The organism is Agaricicola taiwanensis (assembly GCF_014635245.1).
Taxonomy (GTDB): Bacteria; Pseudomonadota; Alphaproteobacteria; order Rhizobiales; family Methylopilaceae; genus Agaricicola; species Agaricicola taiwanensis.
In genome coordinates, this window is record NZ_BMCP01000001.1 from 1,294,815 (window position 1) to 1,317,088 (window position 22,274).

Annotated in this window: 18 protein-coding genes and 2 tRNA genes; 6 read left to right on the plus strand and 14 right to left on the minus strand. The window is 63.0% G+C overall.

The genetic code is table 11. The features are described from left to right. Nucleotides 1-121: 121 nt before the first annotated feature. From IEV58_RS06280 to IEV58_RS06290, 3 genes are all read right to left on the minus strand, one after another. Nucleotides 122-853 (minus strand): hypothetical protein, encoded by a 732-nt coding sequence (locus tag IEV58_RS06280; protein WP_188408802.1) that lies wholly within the window; start codon nt 851-853, stop codon nt 122-124. After that, on the minus strand, nt 846-1,343 hold the full coding sequence (locus IEV58_RS06285; RefSeq protein ID WP_188408803.1) for a DNA N-6-adenine-methyltransferase: 498 nt from the start codon (nt 1,341-1,343) through the stop codon (nt 846-848). The genes IEV58_RS06280 and IEV58_RS06285 overlap by 8 nt, the downstream gene beginning before the upstream one ends. Before the next feature lie 119 nt (nt 1,344-1,462). Then, a tRNA-Pro gene (locus tag IEV58_RS06290) sits at nt 1,463-1,539 on the minus strand. Between the two features lie 119 nt (nt 1,540-1,658). On the opposite strand from IEV58_RS06290, the gene IEV58_RS06295 reads away from it, so the two are divergent. After that, a tRNA-Gln gene (locus tag IEV58_RS06295) sits at nt 1,659-1,733 on the plus strand. A gap of 16 nt (nt 1,734-1,749) precedes the next feature. Here IEV58_RS06295 and IEV58_RS06300 read toward each other — a convergent pair. From IEV58_RS06300 to IEV58_RS06310, 3 genes are read right to left on the minus strand one after another with little or no spacing between them, the layout of a single operon-like run. After that, entirely contained in the window at nt 1,750-2,835 is a 1,086-nt protein-coding gene (locus IEV58_RS06300) for an Ldh family oxidoreductase (protein WP_188408804.1), read from the minus strand. 11 nt (nt 2,836-2,846) lie between these two features. After that, on the minus strand, nt 2,847-3,722 hold the full coding sequence (locus tag IEV58_RS06305; RefSeq protein ID WP_229729256.1) for an amidohydrolase family protein: 876 nt from the start codon (nt 3,720-3,722) through the stop codon (nt 2,847-2,849). Further along, nucleotides 3,722-4,525 carry an HpcH/HpaI aldolase family protein gene (locus IEV58_RS06310; RefSeq protein WP_188408806.1) on the minus strand — a complete coding sequence of 268 codons (804 nt, stop codon included), beginning with the start codon at nt 4,523-4,525 and terminating at the stop codon, nt 3,722-3,724. Before IEV58_RS06310 ends, IEV58_RS06305 begins: the two co-directional genes overlap by 1 nt. A gap of 186 nt (nt 4,526-4,711) precedes the next feature. Between IEV58_RS06310 and IEV58_RS06315 the strand changes: the two genes are divergently transcribed. Both IEV58_RS06315 and IEV58_RS06320 read left to right on the plus strand, forming a co-directional pair. Then, nucleotides 4,712-5,362 carry an RraA family protein gene (locus IEV58_RS06315; RefSeq protein ID WP_188408807.1) on the plus strand — a complete coding sequence of 217 codons (651 nt, stop codon included), beginning with the start codon at nt 4,712-4,714 and terminating at the stop codon, nt 5,360-5,362. Nucleotides 5,363-5,372: 10 nt separating this feature from the next. After that, nucleotides 5,373-6,305 (plus strand): hydroxyacid dehydrogenase, encoded by a 933-nt coding sequence (locus IEV58_RS06320; protein WP_188408808.1) that lies wholly within the window; start codon nt 5,373-5,375, stop codon nt 6,303-6,305. 71 nt (nt 6,306-6,376) lie between these two features. Here IEV58_RS06320 and IEV58_RS06325 read toward each other — a convergent pair whose 3' ends face one another. The 6 genes from IEV58_RS06325 to IEV58_RS06350 all read right to left on the minus strand — a co-directional run bounded on the left by IEV58_RS06325 (nt 6,377) and on the right by IEV58_RS06350 (nt 13,164). Further along, the gene (locus IEV58_RS06325) at nt 6,377-7,156 is read right to left on the minus strand and encodes an SDR family oxidoreductase (protein WP_188408809.1); all 780 of its coding nucleotides are present in this window, start codon (nt 7,154-7,156) and stop codon (nt 6,377-6,379) included. A gap of 11 nt (nt 7,157-7,167) precedes the next feature. Further along, the gene (locus IEV58_RS06330; protein ID WP_188408810.1) at nt 7,168-8,778 is read right to left on the minus strand and encodes a thiamine pyrophosphate-binding protein; all 1,611 of its coding nucleotides are present in this window, start codon (nt 8,776-8,778) and stop codon (nt 7,168-7,170) included. A gap of 66 nt (nt 8,779-8,844) precedes the next feature. Then, nucleotides 8,845-9,831, minus strand: coding sequence for a 2-hydroxyacid dehydrogenase (locus IEV58_RS06335; RefSeq protein ID WP_188408811.1), 987 nt, complete (start codon nt 9,829-9,831; stop codon nt 8,845-8,847). Between the two features lie 122 nt (nt 9,832-9,953). Then, on the minus strand, nt 9,954-11,111 hold the full coding sequence (locus IEV58_RS06340; protein ID WP_188408812.1) for a mandelate racemase/muconate lactonizing enzyme family protein: 1,158 nt from the start codon (nt 11,109-11,111) through the stop codon (nt 9,954-9,956). 71 nt (nt 11,112-11,182) lie between these two features. After that, the gene (locus tag IEV58_RS06345) at nt 11,183-12,691 is read right to left on the minus strand and encodes a tripartite tricarboxylate transporter permease (protein ID WP_188408813.1); all 1,509 of its coding nucleotides are present in this window, start codon (nt 12,689-12,691) and stop codon (nt 11,183-11,185) included. Between the two features lie 11 nt (nt 12,692-12,702). Further along, nucleotides 12,703-13,164 (minus strand): tripartite tricarboxylate transporter TctB family protein, encoded by a 462-nt coding sequence (locus IEV58_RS06350; RefSeq protein ID WP_188408814.1) that lies wholly within the window; start codon nt 13,162-13,164, stop codon nt 12,703-12,705. A 169-nt stretch (nt 13,165-13,333) separates the two neighbouring features. Here IEV58_RS06350 and IEV58_RS06355 point away from each other — a divergent pair, with 169 nt between their 5' ends. From IEV58_RS06355 to IEV58_RS06365, 3 genes are all read left to right on the plus strand, one after another. Next, on the plus strand, nt 13,334-14,230 hold the full coding sequence (locus IEV58_RS06355; RefSeq protein ID WP_188408815.1) for a LysR family transcriptional regulator: 897 nt from the start codon (nt 13,334-13,336) through the stop codon (nt 14,228-14,230). A 214-nt stretch (nt 14,231-14,444) separates the two neighbouring features. Beyond that, complete coding sequence (locus tag IEV58_RS06360) at nt 14,445-15,398, plus strand: Bug family tripartite tricarboxylate transporter substrate binding protein (protein ID WP_188408816.1); 954 nt, start codon at nt 14,445-14,447, stop codon at nt 15,396-15,398. A gap of 205 nt (nt 15,399-15,603) precedes the next feature. After that, on the plus strand, nt 15,604-16,758 hold the full coding sequence (locus IEV58_RS06365) for an MFS transporter (RefSeq protein WP_188408817.1): 1,155 nt from the start codon (nt 15,604-15,606) through the stop codon (nt 16,756-16,758). Here the strand turns inward: IEV58_RS06365 and glgB are convergent, their stop codons facing one another. Continuing rightward, a complete protein-coding gene (glgB, locus tag IEV58_RS06370) occupies nt 16,759-18,996 on the minus strand; it encodes a 1,4-alpha-glucan branching protein GlgB (RefSeq protein WP_188408818.1) in 2,238 nt (745 codons plus the stop codon). A 5-nt stretch (nt 18,997-19,001) separates the two neighbouring features. After that, nucleotides 19,002-22,250, minus strand: coding sequence for a maltose alpha-D-glucosyltransferase (gene treS, locus IEV58_RS06375; RefSeq protein ID WP_188408819.1), 3,249 nt, complete (start codon nt 22,248-22,250; stop codon nt 19,002-19,004). Nucleotides 22,251-22,274: the final 24 nt, after the last annotated feature.

The following is a 22,274-nucleotide window of genomic DNA, read 5'->3' on the forward strand; positions in this document are numbered from 1 at the left end:
CAGCATTCGCCAGCCTGAACCGGGCGACATACCAGCGCGTGTAATGTGACCATGTATTCCACCGCACCCATAGTATTTCGGCCTTGGGGAGACGACCTATAACGTCTTTTGGTATCGCCATTTAATCGGCTCCTGTCGGTCCATCGAAGCCGCCAGCGCGATTATCGCTAGGAACAGGCTTCGTGATGGCGGAAGGCATCGGCTGCCAGCCGAGCGGGATGTGGAACTTAGAAACAGGGCCACCAGCCCAAGTCCATTTCTGCTGGCCGGTGTCCTTGTCGATCAGCATCAGAGCTTCACCAACGTGATCGCCAGTCGTCGCAAGGATGACGTGCTCATCCTCAGGTGCGGTATCAATCGAGCGCCACATCTGGCCCTCCGTGTCGCGGGTGGTGGGGAGAAGGGCAGAGCGGGTGTTCCAGGCCCGCTGCATGGCGGCGGCATCTCTCCAACCATGCGACTTGACCATGAAACTCGATAGACTGAGGCTTTCGACCAAATACTCTGGCGCACCAATGTAACGCGTAGATGCCGATACCACGGGAGGCTTGCCCGTGAACGGAGACGGAAGAAGCTCCAGACCGCCCCAATAGGTGTCCGTTTCGTCATCCTCTGTCAGACGCCACTCAAGTGTCGGGTGAACCGACCGCCGGTATCCGTTCCAATCCGAAAACGAGGGCCACCACTCAGCGTCGGCGTAACCCATGCCGCAGAGCGCGAGCTTGTCCGTCCATTCAGGACGAAGCAGCATGCCAAGTATCTCTCTAGGCTCAATCCGCCACCGATACTTAGCCTTGGTGTCAGCCGGCCGCTCGACGGCCCACCGCGTCCACTTCACCTGGCTCTCAGTCATTGGAGCCTCCGGGGGTGGGGGTGGCGAGGATGCCGAGACCAGCAGCAAAGGCGCGCCGGAGAGCTTCGCAGCCCTCGTGCCCGACAGCGAAAAGCGCGGTGCCGTTCGACGGTGACTTGCCTTCTGAGCCATCCGGACGAATGAACCGGATCTTGCGCGTGAACAGCGCCAACTCGGCCTTGTGCCAAGCATCCCAGAACCATGGTGCTGACGTGCGATCCGGCGTCAGGGCAATGCCGTTGCCGTGCTCGAAGAACTTGTTGAGCCACGGCACGATGCCGTTGCGCCCTCCGAATGGAGGATTGAGCCAGACAAAGCCATGCCAAGGCTTATCGAGGCCGTCGGCGCTGTAGTTCATCGCGCAAGGCACATGTGCCCCGCCAATGGCAGCATTGGCAGGGTCCAGATCGAACCGGCACCCGAGAGCCTGGAAGATGTGCGGCGGCGTGTACCATTCATCGGAAGCGCCGGGCTTGTCCCAATACCCCATCGCCTACGCTCCCATCACGGGTGCGGAAGGAAGGGCGGTTGCATCCGAACCTTTCGGTGAAGTATTCGGTGCAAGATTTTCGGTGGAAAAGTCAGCGCCGGGTTTCGCTGAATTCTGACTGGTCGGAGTGATAGGATTTGAACCTACGACCCCCTCGTCCCGAACGAGGTGCGCTACCAGGCTGCGCTACACTCCGTCACCAGTGCCCGTGCTTATAGCGATGGCGATTTGAACCGGCAAGCCCTGTTGGAGAGGATGTTGCGAAGGACGATGACCTGAGCTATTCCGGCGCATCTGACGCGTCGTGAGACGTGATGGGGCGTCGCCAAGTGGTAAGGCAGCGGATTTTGATTCCGCCATACGGAGGTTCGAATCCTCCCGCCCCAGCCAATCCTCCTTCTGCCTGTCAGGCCTCGCGAACGGGCAGAGGAGCGACACCCGCTTCTGCGGCTGTGGCCTGCAGCGCCGCGATTTCCACCGGCCCATAGGGAATGCCTGATGTCAGCCGTTCGGCTTCCAGCCGGCCCTCGAATTCGCCAGGCATCAGGATCTCGTCGACGCCTTCGGCCTTGGGGCAATCATGGACCCGCTCCACAAGCACATCCATGCGGGCGCGGAAGGCCTCTTCCCCGACAAAGATGCCCGGCTTGATGGCGAGGAAGAAATGGCCGACATCCTGCGGCCGGTCATAAGCTTCGAACTGATTGCCGACATCGCCGCCAAAGGCTGAACCGGAAAAGACGCCGCCGAAGATATCCATCAGCATGGAGAGGCCAGAGCCCTTGGGGCCGCCGATGGGCAGCACCACGCCGCCATCCAGTGCGGCATTGGGGTCGGTGGTGGCCCGCCCTTCGGCATCGAGCGCATATCCCAGCGGTATCTGCTCGCCCCGCCGCGCGGCGCGGCGGATTTTCCCGCGAGCGGCAACCGCTGGCGACATATCGAGCACATAGGGCGTCTTGTTGCCACTGGGCGCACCCGCTGCGAAGGGGCTGGTGCCGAGCAGTGCCGCACGGCCGCCCCATGGCGGCATGGCCCGAGAGGCATTGGTGAACACCAGCGCCATATAGCCTGCCTCAACGGCCTGGAGCACATAGCAGGCCGCCATGCCGAAATGGGTGCTTCGGCGCGCGGCCACCATGCCGATGCCATAGGTGGATGCCATGTCGATGGCCTCGGCCATGGCCTTGGTCGCCACAACGAAGCCGAAGGCATTCTGGCCATCGAGCGAGCCGGCGACCGGAGTGGCCTTTTCGATCGTCAGCGATGGAGCGGCATTGATGAGGCCGGCCCGTACGCGTTTCAGATAGTGGGGCAGGTACTGCAGCCCATGGGTATCGACGCCGCGAAGATCCGCCCGCACAAGGCAGTTCGCCACAATGGCGGCATCGGCCTGGGGCAGCCCGTTGGCCACCAGCAGGGCTTCACCAAAGGCACGCGCGTCCGCCGCCGTGGCGAAGACACGTTGTGGAACCGATTCAGCGGCTGACATGGATTTCCTCCTCAGAAGTCATAAAGACGGGCGGGATTGTCGGCAAGGATCCGCTGCCGAACGGCAGGGTCGGGAACCCACTCAGCCAACCGGTTCAGTGCCAAGCCATCGTCTTCGGCCCGAAAGCCTGTTCCATCGCGGTGGGGCCAATCGCTGGCCCACACGAGGCGCTCGGCGTTGGCGGCGATCAAGGCGTGGGCAAACGGAACAACATCGGCGTAATCCGAACGATGAGAGACACGGTGGGGTGCCGAGAGCTTCACATAGGCGCGGCCGGTGGCGACAAGATCAAGCACCATGGAAAAGCCTGCCTGGTCCACCCCCGCAGCGGCTTCGGCCATGGCGAAGTGATCAAGCACCAGAGGCAGAGGAAGGCCACGAAGCGTATCTTCAATGGAAAGCAGGACGCGGAGCGGCGCATAGACCTGGAGATGCCATCCGCGAGGTTCGGCGAGGTGGACAGCCCGGGCAAGCTGCTGGCGCGCGATGTTCGGATCATCGATGCCGTGCGTACCGAGGTTGACACGCAGCCCGCGCACGCCCGCTTCATGCAGGCGCGCCAGTTCCCTTTGGTCGGCTTCTGCCAGTACAGCGACCCCGCGGGCGCACCCGCCAAGCCGCTGCAGGGCATCCACAAGGCAGGAGTTATCGGTGCCATAAACGCTCGGTTGCACCAGCACCACCCGCTCAAGGCCGAGCGCGGCCTGATGGGCCCGAAGGTCATCGAGCTCCACGGCGGCAGGCGTGTAAGCTCGCCCCGCCCACAGCGGAAAGCGGTCGAAAGGTCCGAAGACGTGCACATGGCAATCGCAGGCGCCGGCCGGCATGGGGAAATGCGGCCGGCTCTGGATGGTGCCGAGAACGCGTGTCTTCGCTTCGGTGAGCATCACGGCGCGATCTCATTGACCTGCCGGGCGCGCTTGGTCGCCTCAGCCAGCAGGAAACCGACGTCTGTGCCCGTCGATACATAGCGCGCGCCCATGCGCACGAATTCGGCGACGAGATCATCGCGTGAGGAGAGGCCGCCGACGCCGAGATATTTGCCATGCCTGCGGCAGGCGGCCAGGGCCCTCTCATAGGCCTCGCGAACACGCGGGTGGTCGAATTGCCCGGCGATGCCCATGTCGGCCATCATGTCATTGGTGCCGATCAGCACCATGTCGACGCCTTCCACGGCGATGATCTCCTCGGCGCGCTCCACGGCCTCGGCGGATTCGAACTGCACCACCACCATGGTGGCCGCATTCATGGCCGGCAGCCAGTCCTTGGCCGGAAAGCTGCGATATTGCAGGTGCGGCAGCCCGCCTCCGATACCGCGCTGGCCAAGGGGCGCATATTTGGCGGCGGCGACGACCGCACGCGCTTCCTCGGCCGAACGCACATCCGGCGCGATGACGCCGAGAGCTCCGCCATCGAGCGCGCGCGAAATATATTCGGGTGTCTTGGCGGGAACGCGGATGAAAGGCGCGATGCCTGCTTCCAGAGCCATCAGGCAGATCTGCCCGGTGGCGTCGAGGCTCAAGCTGGAATGCTCAAGGTCGATATAGATGGTGTCGAAGCCGGCGGTCTTGGCGATGCGAACGATCTCGACCTGGCGAACGAGCCGGACCGTCATGGAGGAGACAACCTCACCCCGCGCCATCTTCTCCTTCACATTGTTGCGCAGGATTTCCTTCAGTTCGACCGGCATCCGTTTCTCCCAAGGGTTTTGTAGATTGTTGGCACGCACTTTCAGCGGCCAGGCCATAGCTGTCCAATCATTTGGCGCCGCCGTGTCATAAGTGCTGTTTATGATCTGCCCCGCACTCATTATTAGACAGTAATGAAGCCGCCGGACGAAGCTCCCCCCTAACAAGAAGACCGTTGGGAGAACGTCATGAGTGAGGATTTGCGCCGCCGTTGCGCCGAAGCGAGGCACATTGGAACCGGCCCTGTCAGCGATGCCATGGAGCAGCTTGGCTTGCGCCGGGCCGTGGTGACTGACTGGCGTTATGTCAACCGGGAGCCCGGAACAGCCCTCGTCGGCACCGCCTATACGGTGCAGCAGGCACGAAAAAGCGCCAGTACTCCTCGTGAGGCCAATCTCACGCGCCAGCGCGAAGCCTCCTCAAAGCTCGCGGAGGCGGGCGACGTCGTCGTGATCGACGCCTACGGCAACACCGGCATCGGCACCTGGGGCGAAAACCAGTCGCTCATGGCGCAGAGCCGCGGCGTGGCGGGGCTTGTGGTGCATGGCTCCATTCGTGATCACGAGTCGATCAGGCAGTCCGGCTTCCCCGTACTCTGCCGAGGGTTTTCGCCGGTCGCCAGCCGATGGGACATGGAAACCATCGCCATGAACGAGCCGATCTCGATCGGCGGCGTGCCGATCCGGCCGGGCGATGTGATCTACGCCGATGGCGACGGTCTCATCGTGATCCCCAAGGAAGATGCGGTAGCGGTGCTGGAGCGCGCCCACGAACTGCACCAGGCGGAAATCAACGCGCGCGAGAAGAACTTCGGCCCGCGCACCGTCCCGGCGGCCTGAGGGGACACCGATGAAGATCTTCATCATCGATCCCTTTCACCATGAAGGCGTCGAATACGCCCGGCAGCACGCCGAGGTGGTTCTGTGGAACGATCCCCGCGTCAACAACTGGCCAGAGGAGGCCGATGGCGTGATGGTGCGCATGACGCCGATCCGCGCCGAGGATCTGGCCCGTGCCAAGAACGTGAAGGTTATCTGCAAGCAGGGCGTGGGCATCGAGACCATCGATGTGGAGGCGGCCAAGGCGCACGGCATAACGGTTTGCCGCACGCCGGGCGTCAACAGCGAGGCGGTATCGGAACTTGCACTGGCGCTCGGTCTGGCGGTCTCGCGCCGGGTTGTTGAATTCGACCGCATGCTTCGATCGGGCAAATCCGTGCAGCGCTCCAACTATCTGGGGCTGGAAGCGCTGGGGAAGACCGTCGGCGTCGTCGGTATGGGCAACATCGGTACGCGCACAGCCAAGAAATGGCAGCGGGCATTCGACACGACCATACTGGCCTATGACCCCTACGCGCCGGCGGATGCCTGGGCGGATATCCCGCATGAGCGGCTGACGTCGCTGGATGAGCTCCTGCCGCGCGTGGACATTCTGACGCTGCATCTGCCGTTGAATGACGAGACGCGCAACCTGATCGATTCCCGCGCGCTCGACCTGATGAAGGATACGGCGATCCTCGTGAACGTCTCACGCGGCGGCATCGTCGACGAGAGCGCGCTCTATCACGCGCTGAAAGCCGGGCATCTGTTCGGCGCGGGACTGGACGTCTTCGAAGTCGAGCCGCCCACCGCCGATAATCCGTTGCTGTCGCTGCCGACAGTCGTTGCCACGCCGCATGCCGGCGGCGGCACCCGGGAGACCCAGGCGAAAAGCTCCGAACTGGTGGCGCGCCAGGTGCTTGATGTTCTGGCGGGCAAGGAGCCGATCGCGCGGGTGGCCTAAATGAAAGGAACGGCGTGTCATCCCGTCACGCCGTTCCGCATCCGTCAGATCAGGCCGCCGCCCGGAAGCCCTCACGTCACAGGGCAGAGGCCGCCGTCGACGTTGATCGCTGTGCCGGTGATGTAGGACGCAGCGTCGGAGGCAAGGAAGCAGACCGCATTGGCGAATTCCTCCGCCTCGCCGAACCGTCCCAGCGGCACCTCTTTCGCGAGCGGCTTCAGATAATCCTCGTAGGGGACATCCGGCGCCGCCTTGGCATGTCGTCGTTCCCACTGCCCGCTCTTGATGACGCCGACGCAGAGCGCGTTGACGAGAACGTTGTGCGGCGCCAGCTCGTTGGCCATGGCCTTGGTCAGCGTGATGCCGGCCGAGCGGCTGAGGGTCGTCGGCCCGCTGGCGGGGCCTGGCGCCTTGGCCCGGGCGCTGACGACATTGATGATCCGCCCCCAGCGCCGGCTCTTCATGTAGGGCAGGACCAACTGCCCCAGCCGCACGGCGGCGAAGAGCTTGAGGTCCATGTCCGCGATCATGTCCTCCCGCGTCATCTCCTCGAACGGGCGGCGGAAGGAGCTGCCGGCGTTGTTGACGAGGATATCGACGCCGCCGAACTCATCGATCGCCGCTTTCGCGACCTGCTCGAGCTTGGGCTGATCGGTGATGTCACATGGGCGGCCGACAACGCGGCCGCCTCCCGTCGCGAGTTCGGCAACGGCTTTTTCAAGCACCTCCTCGCGACGGGCGAGGATGATGACATTGGCGCCGGACTGCGAGAGGCGGGCAGCGATGGCCTTGCCCAGCCCCTCGCTGCCGCCGGTTACGAGCGCGGTCCTGCCGCTGAGATCGAGATGCATGGAACCCTCCGTCAGAGCTCGCGCAGCGCGTTGAACTGATCGACGTAACCCGAGCCATCGATACGCACGCCGATGACCGTGGTGCGACTGGACTTGAGGGCCGCGGCGATGGCATCCTGCAGGCCATTTTCGCTGTCGACCACAGTGCCGTCAACGCCGAATCCCTGGGCGATCTTGGCCCAATCGCAGCCTCCGACATGGATGCCATGCGGCGGCAGCCCCTTGAGTTCCTGCTTGATGCGGATGAGGCCGATCTGCTCGTCGTCGAACACGATGACGATGATCGGAAGGCCCTCCCGGTTGGCGGTCTGCAGTTCTGCGATAGCCATGAGGAAACCGCCATCACCGCTGAAGGCGACCACGGGACGGTCGGGGTGGGCAAGGCGTGCGGCCAATGCGCCCGGCACGGCATAGCCCATGGAGCCGAGACCGTTGGAGGTGAGGAACTCGCGCGGGCCGTAGGACTCCCACTTCTGCACGACGAGCAGACGGCTGGCCCCCGCATCGCAGGTGGCGATGGTCTCACGGGGCAGGGCGGCGCGTGCAACTTCCATCGCCCGCTGCGGCGACAGGCCCTTGGATGGCGTGTTCAGCGCATTGACGACATCCTGCCGGAAGACCGCGGCCGACTTCTCGCCCCAGCCGGTGCCGGCGGAACACCAATCAGCGAGGCTTTTCAGGAGGATCTTCAGATTGCCGATGGCTTCCACCTCGGCCGGGACCAGCGCGTCGAGCGAAGGGGTGGCCGCGAGGGAGACCACGGGAATGGTGTAGGGCCAGGGCTTGGGCTGAAGTTCGACGGCATCAAGTCCTACCGTGATGATGAGGTCTGACTGCATGACGAGATTCCGCTCGATCAGCCCGCCGATGATGCAGCCGGCGCGCAGCGGATGATCCTCGGGGATCGCGCCCTTGCACTTGGAGGTAACGAGGACGGGTGCGCCAAGCTGCTCGGCCAGCGCCACCAGCTCGGCCGAGGCCTTGTCCCAGAAGACACCGAGGCCGGCGAGGATGATAGGCTTGCGGGAGCTGTTGATGCGATCGGTCAGCGACTTGAGGCCCGCCCGATCGGGCTCCGGATGCAGAAGGTTCGGCAGCAGTGTCGGCTCGGCGGCCAGCTCGCCCGCGGCCTTGGTGGTTTCGCTCTGCGGTACGTCGAACTGGACCGCGCCGGGTGCCGCTGCCGTCGCGGTGCGCATGGCGCGGCGCAGCTGTGAGCGGATGGTGCGGGCATCGATGGTGGTGCCCCACTTCACCAGGGGCTCATAGATGGCACGCTGGTCGATGCGCTGGCGCAGGCCGATCTCATGGGCCGGATTGGAATAGCGGTCGGTGATCATGATCAACGGCGCCCGGTCGAGGTAGGCATAAGCCGCGCCATTGACCATGTTGGCGGCGCCAGGGCCGCGCGTGGACAGGCACACGCCGGGTGCGCCGGTGATCTCGCCCCAGGTTGCGGCCAGCATGGCGCCAGCGGTCTCCTGCTTCATGAGCAGGAAGCGCATGTCGCGCTGGCGCGCGGCCTCCATCAGTTCGACGGATTCGCCGCCGGGATGTCCGACGATGAAGGGGGTGCCGGCTTCCTTGAAGGCATCGGCCATCACTTCGACGGTGGTCGACATGTCATTTCTCCTCCTGTGGCGCGGGCTTCTTGGCGCATCGGCCGGCCCGCTTCGGGTTTCAAGAATTCAGGCGATGCGGCGGCGCGGGTCGACCACGAGGTCACCCGGCGGCAGAGCGCCGCCTGCCAGATAGGTTTGCGCGTTGGTGAAGGCGCGTGAGACGATGGGCTTGAAGTTGTCCAGTGTTCCGCCGGCCGTGTGAGGCGTGACCACGACCTGATCAAGGGCGAGCAGGGGGCTATCCTTCGGAGGTTCGGATGAGAACGCATCGAGCCCGGCTGCGAAGATCCGTTCCTCCATGAGCGCCTGATGAAGGGCTGCCTCGTCGACCAGACCGCCGCGAGCGCAATTGATCAGGATGGCATCGCGCTTCATCATCCCGATGCGGCGCGCATCGATCAGGCCGGCCGTCTCCTTCATGAGCGGCAGATGCAGCGTGATGATATCCGCCTCGGCCAGAAGCTCGTCGAGTGGTCGGTAGTTTGCGCCAAGGCTTTCTTCGACCTCTGCGGGCGCGCGGTATGGGTCGTAGTAGAGGATCTGGGCTTCGAAACCTGCCAGGCGCTTGGCGACCTCGCGGCCGATAGCGCCAAGTCCGATAATGCCGACCGTTCGCCCGCCGATCTGACGGCTGACACCGCGGGCGGCCTCCTTATCCCAGCCTCCCTTGCGCGTTTCGCGGTCGAGATAGGGCAGCCGACGACAGGCCGCCAACATCAGCAGCAGCGTGTGCTCGGCCACGGGGATCGCATTGCCGGCCTGCAGGCGCGCCACGCCGATGCCGCGGGCCGCGCAAACATCCGTGTCGATGTTGTCGATGCCGGCACCGAGCTTCTGGATGAAGCGGAGCGAGGAGGCGGAGGCGATGAGATCCGCCGGCATTTTGGCCGCCATAACGAAGGCGAGATCGGCGTTTCGCAGGGCTTCAGCGCGCGCCTCATTGTCCGGGCCCGCCGTCACGCTCATCCGCCAGCCCCGCGGCAGGGCATCACGGATGACCTGCATGATGGTGGAATGAAAGGGATCGATGATACCGAGGGTCAGCGCGTTCATGACCGACAAAATCCAGATGTCAGCGATAAACGTCCAATCAATTGCTCGCCCTCGTTTATAATTGCGGTTTATGGCGTAGGGGATGCTCCACGGGTGGACTATCACCCGCACGACCGCCCGGATCAGCCGAGGCTGAGGTCCATCCGGCCGTCGAGTGTCATCGGCACGAAGGGCCGGGCTTCGATGACGGCATCGTTCAGGGTGACACCCAGCCCGGGCCGGTCGGGAAGTTCCCAGCAGCCATCGACAAGACGGGGTAGCGGTTCGTTGACGACGTGGGCATAGACCTCGTTTTCAGGGATCTGGTGCTCGAGTATCAGCGCATCTTCGGTCACGGCGCAGACATGCATGCTGGCAAGCGAGCATACGGGACTGCATGGATTATGCGGAGAAAACGCCACCTGATGCCGTGCGGCTTTCTCGGCGATCCTGACCAGTTCGCGGCAGCCGCCGGCATACTTTACATCAGGCATCACGACATCGAGCAGGTCATCCTCGATAAAGGGAGTGAATCCGGATAGCCCCAGTTGACGTTCCGCGCCAGCCAGACGGATGCCATGCTTTTGCGCGCTCTTCCGCAACCGCCGGAGTGCACCGCGATGCTCCGGGTTTTCCGATACGATACATTCGACCCAGAAGAGGCGGGCGGTTTCCAGTTCCCGCAGCAGCTCGTGGGCGCCCGCTTCATTGAACCGCCAGTGACAATCCACGAGCAGGTCGACCTCGGGACCGATCGCCTCCCGTACCGCATAGACGCGCTCCAGCCCGGCTTCGATGAACGTCTTGTTTTCTGCAGCACTGCGCCCAGGCATCACGCCGTCGAAAGGCGTGATCTTGACCGCTTGATAGCCGTTGTTCACCTCGGTTTTCGAATTGGCGGCGAAGCTGGCGGGACTTCGGTCCCGCGTGCGGCGATCGATGTTGGCATAGACCCGAACCTTCCGGCGTTGCGGCTGCCCGAGCCATTCGTACAAGGGTTTTCCGGCGGAGCGGGCGAGTATGTCGCAGAGCGCCTGTTCGGTGGCGCTGAAGACCGAGCTGGCCGCCTGGCCGCCCTGGCAATGAGGGTAGACCTTGAGCCGATCGATGGCTGTTTCGACCGTCCGTCCCAGCAAGGTGGGCGTCAGCATGTCGACGAACGCCCGTTGCATGGGCTCCCAGGCGTTCAGGGTCATTTCGCCGATGCCCTGCAGGCCCTCATCCGTCGTGATGCGGATGAAGGACCAGTTGTTGATGGGCGCGACGTTCAGCGCGAGCGTCTCGATACCGGAGATCTTCATGATCGAAGGTGCCAACAAGGAGGGGAGGGATGCTGCAGATCAGCCGGCATGCGGCGATCTGCATGGCATGCTTACGCTTCTTCCTCCGCAAAGATCTCGTTGCGCCGCCGTTTGATGTTCGGCAGCAGGACCACCACCAGCATCGCCGCGGCGAAGAGGAGGAGGGTCAGCGATATGGGGCGGGTGAAGAACACGGTGTAATCGCCCCGCGAGAGCACGAGCGCCCGGCGGAAGTTCTCCTCCAGCATGGGCCCGAGCACGAGGCCGAGCATCAAAGGCGCCGGCTCGCAACCGAACTTACGGAAGGCATAACCGACGACGCCGAACGCGACTGCGAAATAGATATCGTAAACAGAATTCTGCACCGAATAGACGCCGACGCAGCAGAACACCAGAATAGCCGGGAACATTATCTTGTAGGGCACGCTCAGGAGCTTTACCCACATGCCGATCAGCGGCAGGTTGAGGATGACGAGCATGAGGTTGCCGATCCACATGGAGGCAATCAGGCCCCAGAAGATGTCCGGGTTATTGGTCATCACCTGAGGGCCCGGCTGGATGTTGTGGATCATCATGGCGCCCAGCATGAGAGCCATGGTGGCGCTGCCGGGAATGCCGAGGGCGAGTGTCGGCACGAAGGCGGTTTGGGCAGCGGCATTGTTGGCGGCTTCAGGCCCCGCGACGCCCTCGATGGCTCCGTGACCGAACTCCTGCGGACGGCGAGAAACCTTCTTTTCCAGGCTGTAGGAAAAGAACGAGGCGAGCGACAGACCAGCGCCGGGAAGGGCTCCGACGGCGGAACCTATCGCCGTTCCACGAAGGACCGCCGGGCAGGCACGGCGGATATCCTCCCGCGTCGGCCAGAGGTTGGTGATCTTGCCGGTAAAGGCCTCGCGCAGTTCCTTATTCTCAAGGCTGGCGATCACCTCCGCGAAGGCGAAGATGCCGACGGCGACGACAACGAAATCGATGCCGTCCCAGAGCTGCGGCAGACCGAACGTATAGCGCATGGTGCCGGAATTGACGTCGGTTCCGACGAGGCCCAGCAGCAGGCCGAGTAGGACCATTCCGATGGCGCGGATGAGGGACGAGGACGCCAATGCCACCGCGCCGAGGAGACCCACCACCATCAAAGAGAAATAATCGGCCGGGCCGAAGCTGAACGCAAAGCGCGTCAGGGGAATCGCGAAAACGGCGAGGATCAGGGTTCCCACCGTTCCTGCGAAGAACGACCCCAAAGCGGCCGTTGCCAGTGCAACGCCCGCGCGGCCTTGGCGAGCCATTTGGTGGCCGTCGATGACTGTCACCACGGCGGAGGTCTCACCGGGCAGATTGACCAGGATCGCCGTAGTGGAGCCGCCGTATTGTGAGCCATAGTAGATACCGGCCAGCATGATGAGGGCGGCGATCGGTTCCAGCCCGTAGGTGAAGGGCAGCAGCATGGCGATGGTCGCCAGCGGGCCAAGGCCCGGCAGGACGCCGATCATCGTGCCCAGAAGGCAGCCGATGAAGGCATAAGTCACGTTCTGCAGCGAAAGCGCGGTGGAGAACCCCAGCGCGAGGTGGTCGAAAAGTTCCATCAGGTCTTTCCTCAGCCGCTGAAAACAGTCGGCCAGACCGGCAGCACGAGGCCGATCGCATAGATGAAAATGAGATAGCTTGCAGCAGCGAGGGCGACAGCGGTGGCCGCAATGACAGCCGGCGTCATCTCACGATCCGCCAGGCTGGCGACAATCACGAGAACCATGATGGTGATGACAAGCCCCGCGTAAGGCAGCAGAAGGCCGAACAGGGCACCGCCAACCAGCACGAAAACAAAAGGCCGCAGGTGCCAGCGGTCCAGGCGCTCCTCATCGGCGGAGGAACGGAAGGCGCCTGCGAAGACCGCCAGGCCGCAGATCGTCAGCAACACTCCCAGTGACAGGGGAAAGAGGCCGGGCCCGAGCCGCGAGACGCTGCCGAGTGGATAGTTAAGCGCGCCGATGGCAAAGGCCGTCCCGAGCACGAGATAAAGAATCCCGGCCGCGACATCTCGGTGGTTGCGGATGTGCACATGTTCCTCCCTCGATTATTCTCCGGCGCGAGGCATGCCAACTCACCGGCGTTTTACGATCTTGGTGTCGCTGCTGCCGAGTGTCGGGGGGCAGGAGATAAACGTCCAATCATTTTGATGGCCGTCCCCATAAAATAAGGTAATGTCCCCAAAAATGGGACGAAAGCCGATGATGAATCTCCGGCAGATGGAAGTTTTTCACGCCATCATGGTGACCGGTTCGGTAACAGCCGCGGCCCGCCTGCTCAATGTAACTCAGCCTGCTGTCAGCACGGTTCTCAAGCATTGCGAAACGCAGCTTAAGATGAAGCTCTTCGTCCGTGTCGCCGGCCGTCTTCAGCCGACCGCTGAGGCGCATGCCATCTTTCCCGATATCGCCGCCATTTTCGGTCGCCTTGAGGCGGTTGGGCGCCTCACGCAGGATTTATCGGGCGGGCGGCTTGGCACTCTGTCAATTGCGGCGGCCTTTCCGATCGCCAACGGCTATCTCGCCGAGGCGGTGGCGACGTTCATGTCGGCCCGTCCGAATTTGCGCGCGACGCTGCAATCGCTGACATCGCCGCAGGTGCTTGACCGCGTCATAAACCGCGAGGTCGAACTCGGGGTCGCCCATGAACCCGTCGTCAGCCCGGCGGTGGAAACAGAGGTCCTTGTGACCACGACGATCGCCTGTGTCATGCGCAAGGATCACCCCTTGGCGACCCAGGAAGAGGTCGAGGTGACGGATCTCAGCCCTTACCCGATCATCACCTACCTCCCGCAGGTGAGTTTTCGGCCCTATGTCGATCGCGCGATGAGCGCTGCCAACGTGGCGCCGACCATCAATGTGCAGATCAGCATTGCCATCACGGGCATCATGCTTGCCCGCTACGGAGCGGGGGTCGCGCTTGTGGAGCCGGCGCTGGTGGAATCCATGAGCATACCGGATATCGTCATCCGCCCTCTGGCGCCGCGGATCGAAGCGAAGACACTCATGATCCGCTTGAAGGATGCACCTCAGTCCAAGGCCATGAAGGATTTTGTCACGCACCTGAAAGCGCAGGTGCGGAAAAACCATTCCCATTAATCCGCGTTATGCCGGATGGTTAAAAACTTATTGGACCTTTATCGAGCTTACACCGGAAGCTGCACATCCTAGTGTCTCGTTCAAGAAGGCGCGGGTAAGGGACAGGAAACGCGGGGCTAAATCGGGCCTTTGCCCGGGCGATGTCTGTCCTCTCATGATTGAATGCCGCTTGGGCCATATGGCTTTGAGCGACAAGAACGTCCTGGAGGAACCAATGAAGTTTTTGAAACTGGCCACGATCCTCGCGGTGACCGCGATCGGTTCTGTTGCCCATGCGCAGAGCTATCCGACCAAGCCGGTTACCCTCGTCGTGCCGTTCGCCCCCGGCGGATCCAACGACATTGTCGGTCGCTATCTTGCCGATGGCTTGAGCAAGAAGTGGGGCCAGCCGGTGGTGGTTGAAAATCGCCCTGGCGCCGGTGCGGCCATCGGATCAGCCCATGTGGCGAAATCCAAGCCCGATGGTTACACCCTGCTGATCGCTTCGGTGACCTTCACCATGAACCCCGCGGTGCAGAAGAACCTGCCGTTTGATCCGGCCAAGGATCTGACCCCGGTGGCCATGCTAGGATCGACCCCGCTCGTCTTGGGCGTCGGCGCCTCGGTGAAGGTCGATACGATCGAGGAATTCCTGAAGGTCGCCAAGGAAAAGGATCTGATCTACGCGGCGACCGGCCCCGGCAGCGTCAACCAATTCGCGGCCGAGCTCGTCAACGAGAATACCGGGCTCGATATGGACGTCGCTCATTACAAGGGCGGTTCGGAAGCCATGACCGACGTCATCGGTGGCCATGTTGATCTCTACATCGGCAGCATCAACCAGATGCTTCCGCAGTTCCGCGGCGGTCACCTGCGCGGCTTGGCAGTCACCAGCCCCAAGCGCTCGCCCGCTCTGCCCGATACGCCGACGCTGGCAGAGGCAGGAATCCCCAACTCCGAGATCCAGCAGTGGTGGGGAATCATGGTGCCCGCCGGCACGCCGGACGATGTGGTGGAGAAGCTGAACGCTGACATCAACGCCGTGATGGGAAGCCCTGAAGGCAAGGAATTCCTGTCCAAGGATGGCGCCGAGCCTTCGAACATGACCGCCAAGGAATATCAGGCCTTTGTGGCGGATGAGTTGCAGAAGTGGAAGGGCATCGCTGAACGCACCGGCATCTCTCAATAAAATATGCCTCTCCCTCACACCCCGCACGCTTCGTCGTGCGGGGTTTTTTTATGCCCTTGTCAGGCCTTCCTATTCGCTGCAGCCTGTGACGATTTGGCCGCGCGGTCTGGCACTGTTCGGCGCCATATGTCTTTCGTGCCGGGTCGGACGTGCTATGCGATGGGTCCCATCCCTAGGGATCGTCCTTCAGGACGTTCGCCATAAAATGACGCTTCCCCCTCCGGACGAACGCCCGACCGAAGCCGAGGTCGATCGGGATTCACGCTCCGCCGCGCTCGCCATGGCGTTCACGCTGCCAGGGGACGTTCTTCTTTACCTGCTGCTGCCGCTTCACGCGGCGGAATTCGGCGTCACGCTCCCGGAGGTCGGCCTCCTCCTGGCAGCGAACCGGCTCGTGCGGATTTTCGGTTACGGGCAGGTCGCGGCGCTTTATGCCAACCGAGGCCCGCGGGTCGCCGTCCTGGCCGCCGTGGGCGCATCCACCGTTGCGACCTCGCTTTATGTTTTCGCCTCCGGCTTATGGCTGCTTCTTGTCGCGCGGCTTCTGTGGGGGCTCGCCTTCGGCGCGCTCAACATCTCCAATCAGGCTCTGCCTACTGCGATCCTGGACGGCGCCGCACGACGCAGTGCCCGGGTTCGCGCCATCGTCTCCATGGGTTCGGTCGCCGGTCTCGTGGCGGGCTCCTTCATGGCGGAGATCATGGGGCCGCGGCCTGTCTTCCTGCTGCTCGCCATTGCGACCCTGCCGGGCTTCTACTTCGCCAGCAGACTGCCGGGCTTTGCCGAGGGAAAGGTTCTGTCCGGACCGCGCTTTTCGATCCCGGCGCCCATGGACGTCTGGTCGTTCTTCTCCGGTCTCACACTCGATGGTCTCTTCGTCGTTGGGCTTTCGGTGCTGGCCGCCGCCACCATGGAGGAGGGTGCTGGCCTTGCGGTGGGGCTCGCCATGTCCATGCGCTATCTCGCCGAGATCGTCTTCGCTGCGCCGGGTGGAGCGCTTGCCCAGAAAGTGGGACCGCGGCGCATGCTGATCATCTTCTCGCTCTGCGCCTCGTTGGGCATGCTGCTGCTGGGCATCGGCGGGGCCTTGCTGTGGGTCGGCGCCTTGGGCACCATCGTGCTGCGCGCGCTGATCCAGCCTTTGCCGGCCCCCGTTGTCGCCGAAGACAATCCCGGGCCAGAACGCATTCCCGCTCTGGCCCGCCAGGCCAGCTGGCGTGACATCGGCGCGGGCGCGGGGCCGCTTCTGGCCGGTCTCTTGCTGCCGGTCGTTCCCGCGGTGATGCTCTATGGCGCCGCGTCCATTCTTCTCGCGGGCGCAAGTCTCGCGCTCGCACGGAAGCCGAAGCGCCAGGACTGATCACCGGCGCTGGAAATAGACCGTCGACAGCGGCGGCAGCGTTACAAGGATCGAATAGGGGCGCCCATGGCAGGGCACTTCATCGGCCTCGACGCCGCCAAGGTTGCCCACATTGCTGCCACCGTAAAGCTGTGCATCGGTATTGAGGACTTCCTCGTAAAGGCCGGGAAACGGCACGCCCAGCCTGTATCCCTCGCGTGGGATGGGCGTGAAATTGCAAGCGATCACGGCGATGGTGCTCTCATCCTCGCCCTTCCGAAGCCAGCCAAGCACGCTGTGATCGGCATCGTCCGACACGATCCACTCAAAGCCGGTTTCTTCGCAGTCTCGCTCATGCAGCGCCGGCGACATGCGGTAGACCCGGTTCAGATCGCGGACCAGCCGCTGCACGCCGGAATGAAGGGCATCTTCCGTCAGATGCCAGTCCAGGCTGATGTCGTGGTTCCACTCCCGCTCCTGGCCAAACTCGCCGCCCATGAACAGGAGCTTCTTGCCAGGGTGCGCCCACATGAAGCCGTAGTAGGCGCGAAGGTTGGCAAAGCGCTGCCAGCGGTCGCCCGGCATGCGGCCGAGTATGGAGCCCTTGCCGTGAACGACCTCATCATGGCTCAGCGGCAAGACGTAGTTTTCGGAGAAGGCATAGACCAGCCCGAACGTCATATGATGATGGTGATGGCGCCGGTTGACGGGATCTTCCTGCATGTAATGCAGGGTGTCGTGCATCCATCCCATGTTCCACTTGAAGCCGAAGCCGAGGCCGCCGGCATAGGTGGGGGCCGAGACGCCAGGCCAGGCCGTTGATTCCTCGGCCACCGTGAAGATGCCCGGATCTGTCCCATAGGCTACGGCATTCGCCCGTTGCAGGAACGAGATAGCCTCGAGGTTCTCATTTCCCCCGTGCCGGTTGGGCACCCATTCTCCCGGTTTGCGGCTGTAGTCGAGATAGAGCATGGAGGCGACCGCATCCACGCGCAGGCCGTCCAGGTGATATTCCTCCAGCCAGAATCGAGCATTGGCGACCAGAAAGGCTGAAACCTCCTCACGGCCGTAGTTGTAGATGTGCGTGCCCCAGTCCTGGTGAAAGCCCTGCCGCGGGTCGGCATGTTCGTAGAGATGGCTGCCGTCGAAGTTGGCGAGGCCATGCGGATCGTTTGGAAAATGCCCGGGCACCCAGTCCAGCAGCACGCCGATGCCGGCATTGTGCGCCGCATCGATGAAGAAGGCGAAATCCTCCGGCGTTCCGAAGCGGCTTGTGGGAGCAAACAACGATACCGGCTGGTAGCCCCAGGAGCCGTCGAAAGGATATTCCGTGATCGGCAGGAGCTCGATGTGCGTGAAGCCGAGGTCTTTCACATAAGGGATCAGCCGATCCGCAAGCTCCCGGTAGGTCAGGTAACGATTGCTCTCATCAGGCACACGCGCCCAGGAGCCGAGGTGACATTCATAGATCGCCATCGGCAGCTTGCGCTTGTCGCCTTCCATGCGGGTTTTCATCCAGCCGCCGTCGGTCCACTCCAGCTTTTCAGATTTGCGCAGCACGGAAGCGGTGGCGGGTGGATGTTCCGCCGCGAAGGCCAATGGGTCCGCCTTCAGGGGGATAACAGTGCCATCCGGCCCCTGGATCTCATATTTGTAGCGGTCGCCCGGCATAAGACCTGGAATGAAGATCTCCCAGACGCCGCCTGAGCGGTGAAGCCGCATGGGGTAGCGTCGGCCGTCCCAGCCGTTGAAGTCGCCGACGAGGCTGACGCGGCGCGCGCTGGGCGCCCAGACGGCGAAACGGAAGCCATCGGTGCTGTCGATTTCGACGTGGTGTGCACCTAGCACCTTGGGCAGCCGGCCATCGCCGCCGTCTCGTATAGCGGCGATCTCTTCATCGCTGATCGTGGAGTCGAAGGCATAGGGGTCGAGCGCGATCCAGTCGTGGCCTGCCGTCGAAGCTTTCAACCGGTACCGCGGCTTCTCATTGGCCGATAGCCGTCCAATGTAGAACCCTTCCCGATGCACGAGCTCCATCTCCGCCAGCACGCCGTCATCATGGCGGCCGATGACGCTGACGCTGCGGGTGCCCGGCAGCAGCGCGCGCACCTCCCATTCGCCGGGGGCAACCTCGTGGGCGCCAAGCACGGCGAAGGGATCGGCATGATTGGCATGAACCAGAGCCTCGATGGCCGCATCGGACACGGAGGTTCCGGTTGAAGCAGCCTGAAGCTCAGGGCGCGTGTTCGTCCAGGTCATAAAAATCAGGCCTCCTTGTCATCGAGCATCTGGAGAACGCCCCGGAGGGGAGTTGCGATCCAGTCCGGACGCGCATTGGCTTCATATGCGGTTTCATAGAGAGCTTTGGTCAGGAGATAGAGGCGGAGCAGGGCGTGCCTGTTGCTGTCGTCCTCGATCCAGATGGGCTGCCCGCGCGCAACCGCCTCATAGGCATCGGAGAAGGAGCTGACCGTCAGTTGGCGCCATTCTTCGGCGGCGGCGTGCACGCGCTCGGCATTGTCGCCGAAGCGCGCGGCGACATCCTTGGCAGCGGCATCGGCGGCATAGGCGAAGGAGCGCAGCATGCCAGCCACGTCCCGCAGCGGAGAGGCCTTCATGCGCCTCTCGTCGGCGGGGCGCGAGGGTTCGCCTTCGAAATCGACAAGGACCACGTCGTCCTGCGCGATCAGCACCTGGCCGAGGTGATAGTCACCATGGATGCGGGTCTTGATACCGGCCGCCCTGGTCTTGGACAGCCTGTCGATGAGCTTCAGTATCTCCGGTTTCCTGTCCATGAATTCGGAGGCTTCGGCAAGCGATCCGGCTGCGGAGAAGGCTCGCTCCGCCTGCCGCTTTGCATCCTCGACCGCTTCCTTCAGATCGTTCTTGCCGAAGGGCTCGGCTTCGAAGGCCGGATCATCGGTCGGCGTCGCAAAGGCAAGGTGAAGCTCGGCCGTGCGCCGCCCCAGGAGTGCGGTGTAATGGGCGTGGGGCGCGGAGCGATCGGCCATGGTGATCTGTTCGCCTTCCGCCGAAAGCGCCACCAGTTCCAATTCGCGCTTCAGCCCGTCGAGCAGCCAGCCCCAGGCGTCGCCCTGGTTGCGCACATAGCCCTGCAGCACCGCCATGGCCGTTGAAGTGCCGTCGCTGCCGACATGTTCGAGATAGCCGAGAAGAGGGGGAATATTACCGTAATCGGCAACTTCGGTGAGGAACCGGCCGACCTCGATCTCCGGATGGGTGCCCGGCTGCAGCCGGCGATAGAGTTTCAGCACCATCTGGCTGCCAAGCACCACGGAAGAGTTGCTCTGCTCGCCACTGAAGCGTTCCGGCGTGAGGTCGAGCTCCGCTCCTGCCGGCGGGGTCAGGGCATCCGACAGCCGGTTGGTGGAATGGAACTTCAGACGCGCACCCTCTGCCGTCTCCAGGATGTCGCCTCTCTCCATGGCGGCGACCACCGACGCGGGAAACTCCGGTGCGATGGAGGCGTCGACCAGAAGACCGATGCTTCGGCCTTTGCGCATCTTGGCCAGGGCATAGGGAAGCAGCGCTTCGTTTTCCGCTTCTTCCACCGCAACCGGTACGAAATAGTCTTGCGAGCGGCCATCGGCGAGATTGGCGCTCAACAGCGCAAGGGGGAAACTCTCGCGTCCCTCGCGATCCTTCATGATGGCGTGATCTGCCAGCGAGACCCCATTGAGCTTGGCGCTCTTTGCTGCGAACCATCGCTGATGCGACAGAAAGGGCGGCGCCACGTTGGTTTCCAGCGCCTTGCGCTCGCGGCCGGTCAGAAGCGATTGCGGCGAGCCTTGGAGCACCAGCGTGAAGAGCTCTGGCGTGAACCGCGGGCCGAAGCGATCCTCTTCCTGCGGCGCGGCGCTCAGGTTCAGCCAGAAAAAGCCATAGGCCGGTAGCGTCAGAAGATAGGGCAGGTCACCGATGGCAGGAAACGCCGTGCCGCCGGTCATCTCAGTGGGAATATTGCCGCGAAAATCGGACAGGTCGAGTTCCACCGCCTGCGGTGCCCGTGACAGATTGGCGACGCACAGGAAGGTTTCCTCCTCGTAGGAGCGGACATAGGCCAGCACTTTCCGGTTCGCCGGATAAAGGAAACGAAGCGTCCCGCGGCCGAAGGCCCTGGTCCCCCGGCGCACCGCGATGAGCCGGCGCAACCAGTTGAGAAGGCTGGAGGGGCTGCGATACTCGGCCTCCACATTGACCGCTTCATAGCCGTAGATCGGATCCTGGATGGCCGGCAGGTAGAGCTTTGCGGGATCGGCGCGTGAAAAGCCGCCGTTGCGGTCCGGCGACCACTGCATGGGCGTGCGCACGCCGTCGCGGTCGCCCAGGTAGATATTGTCGCCCATGCCGATCTCGTCCCCGTAATAGAGGATCGGCGTGCCCGGCATGGAGAGAAGAAGACTGTTCAAAAGCTCGATCTTGCGTCGGTCATTCTCCAGGAGCGGCGCCAGACGGCGGCGGATGCCCATGTTGATGCGAGCGCGCGTGTCGTTGGCATAGAAGGACCAGAGATAGTCGCGCTCCTGGTCGGTCACCATTTCCAGCGTCAGTTCATCGTGGTTGCGCAGGAAGATCGCCCATTGCGAGCTGTCGGGGATTTCCGGCGTCTGGCGCATGATGTCGGTGATCGGATGCCGGTCCTCCTGGGCGATGCCCATGTACATGCGGGGCATCAGCGGGAAGTGGAACGCCATGTGGCATTCGTCGCCGTCGCCGAAATAGGGAGCGGTGTCCTCAGGCCACTGATTGGCCTCCGCCAGCAGCATGCGATCGGGATATTCGGCATCCAATGTGGCGCGGATCTTCTTGAGGATCGTGTGTGTCTCGGGAAGGTTCTCGCAGTTGGTGCCCTCCCGTTCGATGAGGTAAGGAATGGCGTCGAGCCTGAGGCCGTCAACGCCCATGTCGAGCCAGAATCGCATCACATCGAGCACCGCCTCGAGCACCTTCGGATTGTCGAAGTTGAGATCCGGCTGATGCGAGAAGAAGCGGTGCCAGTAATAGGCCTTCGCCACGGGGTCCCAGGACCAGTTGGACGGCTCGGTGTCGAGAAAGATGATCCGCGTGTCCTGGTATTTCTGATCGGTGTCTGACCAGACATAGAAGTCACGGGCGGCGGAGCCGGGCTTCGCCAGCCGCGCCTTCTGAAACCACGGATGCTGATCGGAGGTGTGATTGATGACGAGCTCGGTGATGACCCGGATGCCGCGTGCGTGCGCCTCTTTCACGAAGCGCTTGAAATCCTTCATCGTGCCATAGGCGGGATTGATGTTCCGATAGTCCGATATGTCGTAACCGTCGTCCCTCAGGGGCGAGGGATAAAACGGCATGACCCAGATGGCGGTGACGCCGAGGTCCTTGATGTAATCGAGCTTTTCCGTGGCGCCTGCAAAGTCGCCGATGCCGGTATTGTCGCTGTCGAAGAACGACTTGATGTGAAGCTGGTAAATGATGGCGTCGCGGTACCATTGCGGTTCGCTGCGGTCGATCATGTCGAGACCTTAACTGCGGATGAA

Bases quoted from the DNA above. Each gene is read 5' to 3' on its own strand.
- IEV58_RS06280 (WP_188408802.1), bottom strand. From the start codon at position 853: ATGACTGAGAGCCAGGTGAAGTGGACGCGGTGGGCCGTCGAGCGGCCG.
- IEV58_RS06285 (WP_188408803.1), bottom strand. From the start codon at position 1,343: ATGGGGTATTGGGACAAGCCCGGCGCTTCCGATGAATGGTACACGCCG.
- IEV58_RS06300 (WP_188408804.1), bottom strand. From the start codon at position 2,835: ATGTCAGCCGCTGAATCGGTTCCACAACGTGTCTTCGCCACGGCGGCG.
- IEV58_RS06305 (WP_229729256.1), bottom strand. From the start codon at position 3,722: ATGCTCACCGAAGCGAAGACACGCGTTCTCGGCACCATCCAGAGCCGG.
- IEV58_RS06310 (WP_188408806.1), bottom strand. From the start codon at position 4,525: ATGCCGGTCGAACTGAAGGAAATCCTGCGCAACAATGTGAAGGAGAAG.
- IEV58_RS06315 (WP_188408807.1), top strand. From the start codon at position 4,712: ATGAGTGAGGATTTGCGCCGCCGTTGCGCCGAAGCGAGGCACATTGGA.
- IEV58_RS06320 (WP_188408808.1), top strand. From the start codon at position 5,373: ATGAAGATCTTCATCATCGATCCCTTTCACCATGAAGGCGTCGAATAC.
- IEV58_RS06325 (WP_188408809.1), bottom strand. From the start codon at position 7,156: ATGCATCTCGATCTCAGCGGCAGGACCGCGCTCGTAACCGGCGGCAGC.
- IEV58_RS06330 (WP_188408810.1), bottom strand. From the start codon at position 8,778: ATGTCGACCACCGTCGAAGTGATGGCCGATGCCTTCAAGGAAGCCGGC.
- IEV58_RS06335 (WP_188408811.1), bottom strand. From the start codon at position 9,831: ATGAACGCGCTGACCCTCGGTATCATCGATCCCTTTCATTCCACCATC.
- IEV58_RS06340 (WP_188408812.1), bottom strand. From the start codon at position 11,111: ATGAAGATCTCCGGTATCGAGACGCTCGCGCTGAACGTCGCGCCCATC.
- IEV58_RS06345 (WP_188408813.1), bottom strand. From the start codon at position 12,691: ATGGAACTTTTCGACCACCTCGCGCTGGGGTTCTCCACCGCGCTTTCG.
- IEV58_RS06355 (WP_188408815.1), top strand. From the start codon at position 13,334: ATGATGAATCTCCGGCAGATGGAAGTTTTTCACGCCATCATGGTGACC.
- IEV58_RS06360 (WP_188408816.1), top strand. From the start codon at position 14,445: ATGAAGTTTTTGAAACTGGCCACGATCCTCGCGGTGACCGCGATCGGT.
- IEV58_RS06365 (WP_188408817.1), top strand. From the start codon at position 15,604: ATGACGCTTCCCCCTCCGGACGAACGCCCGACCGAAGCCGAGGTCGAT.
- glgB (WP_188408818.1), bottom strand. From the start codon at position 18,996: ATGACCTGGACGAACACGCGCCCTGAGCTTCAGGCTGCTTCAACCGGA.
- treS (WP_188408819.1), bottom strand. From the start codon at position 22,250: ATGATCGACCGCAGCGAACCGCAATGGTACCGCGACGCCATCATTTAC.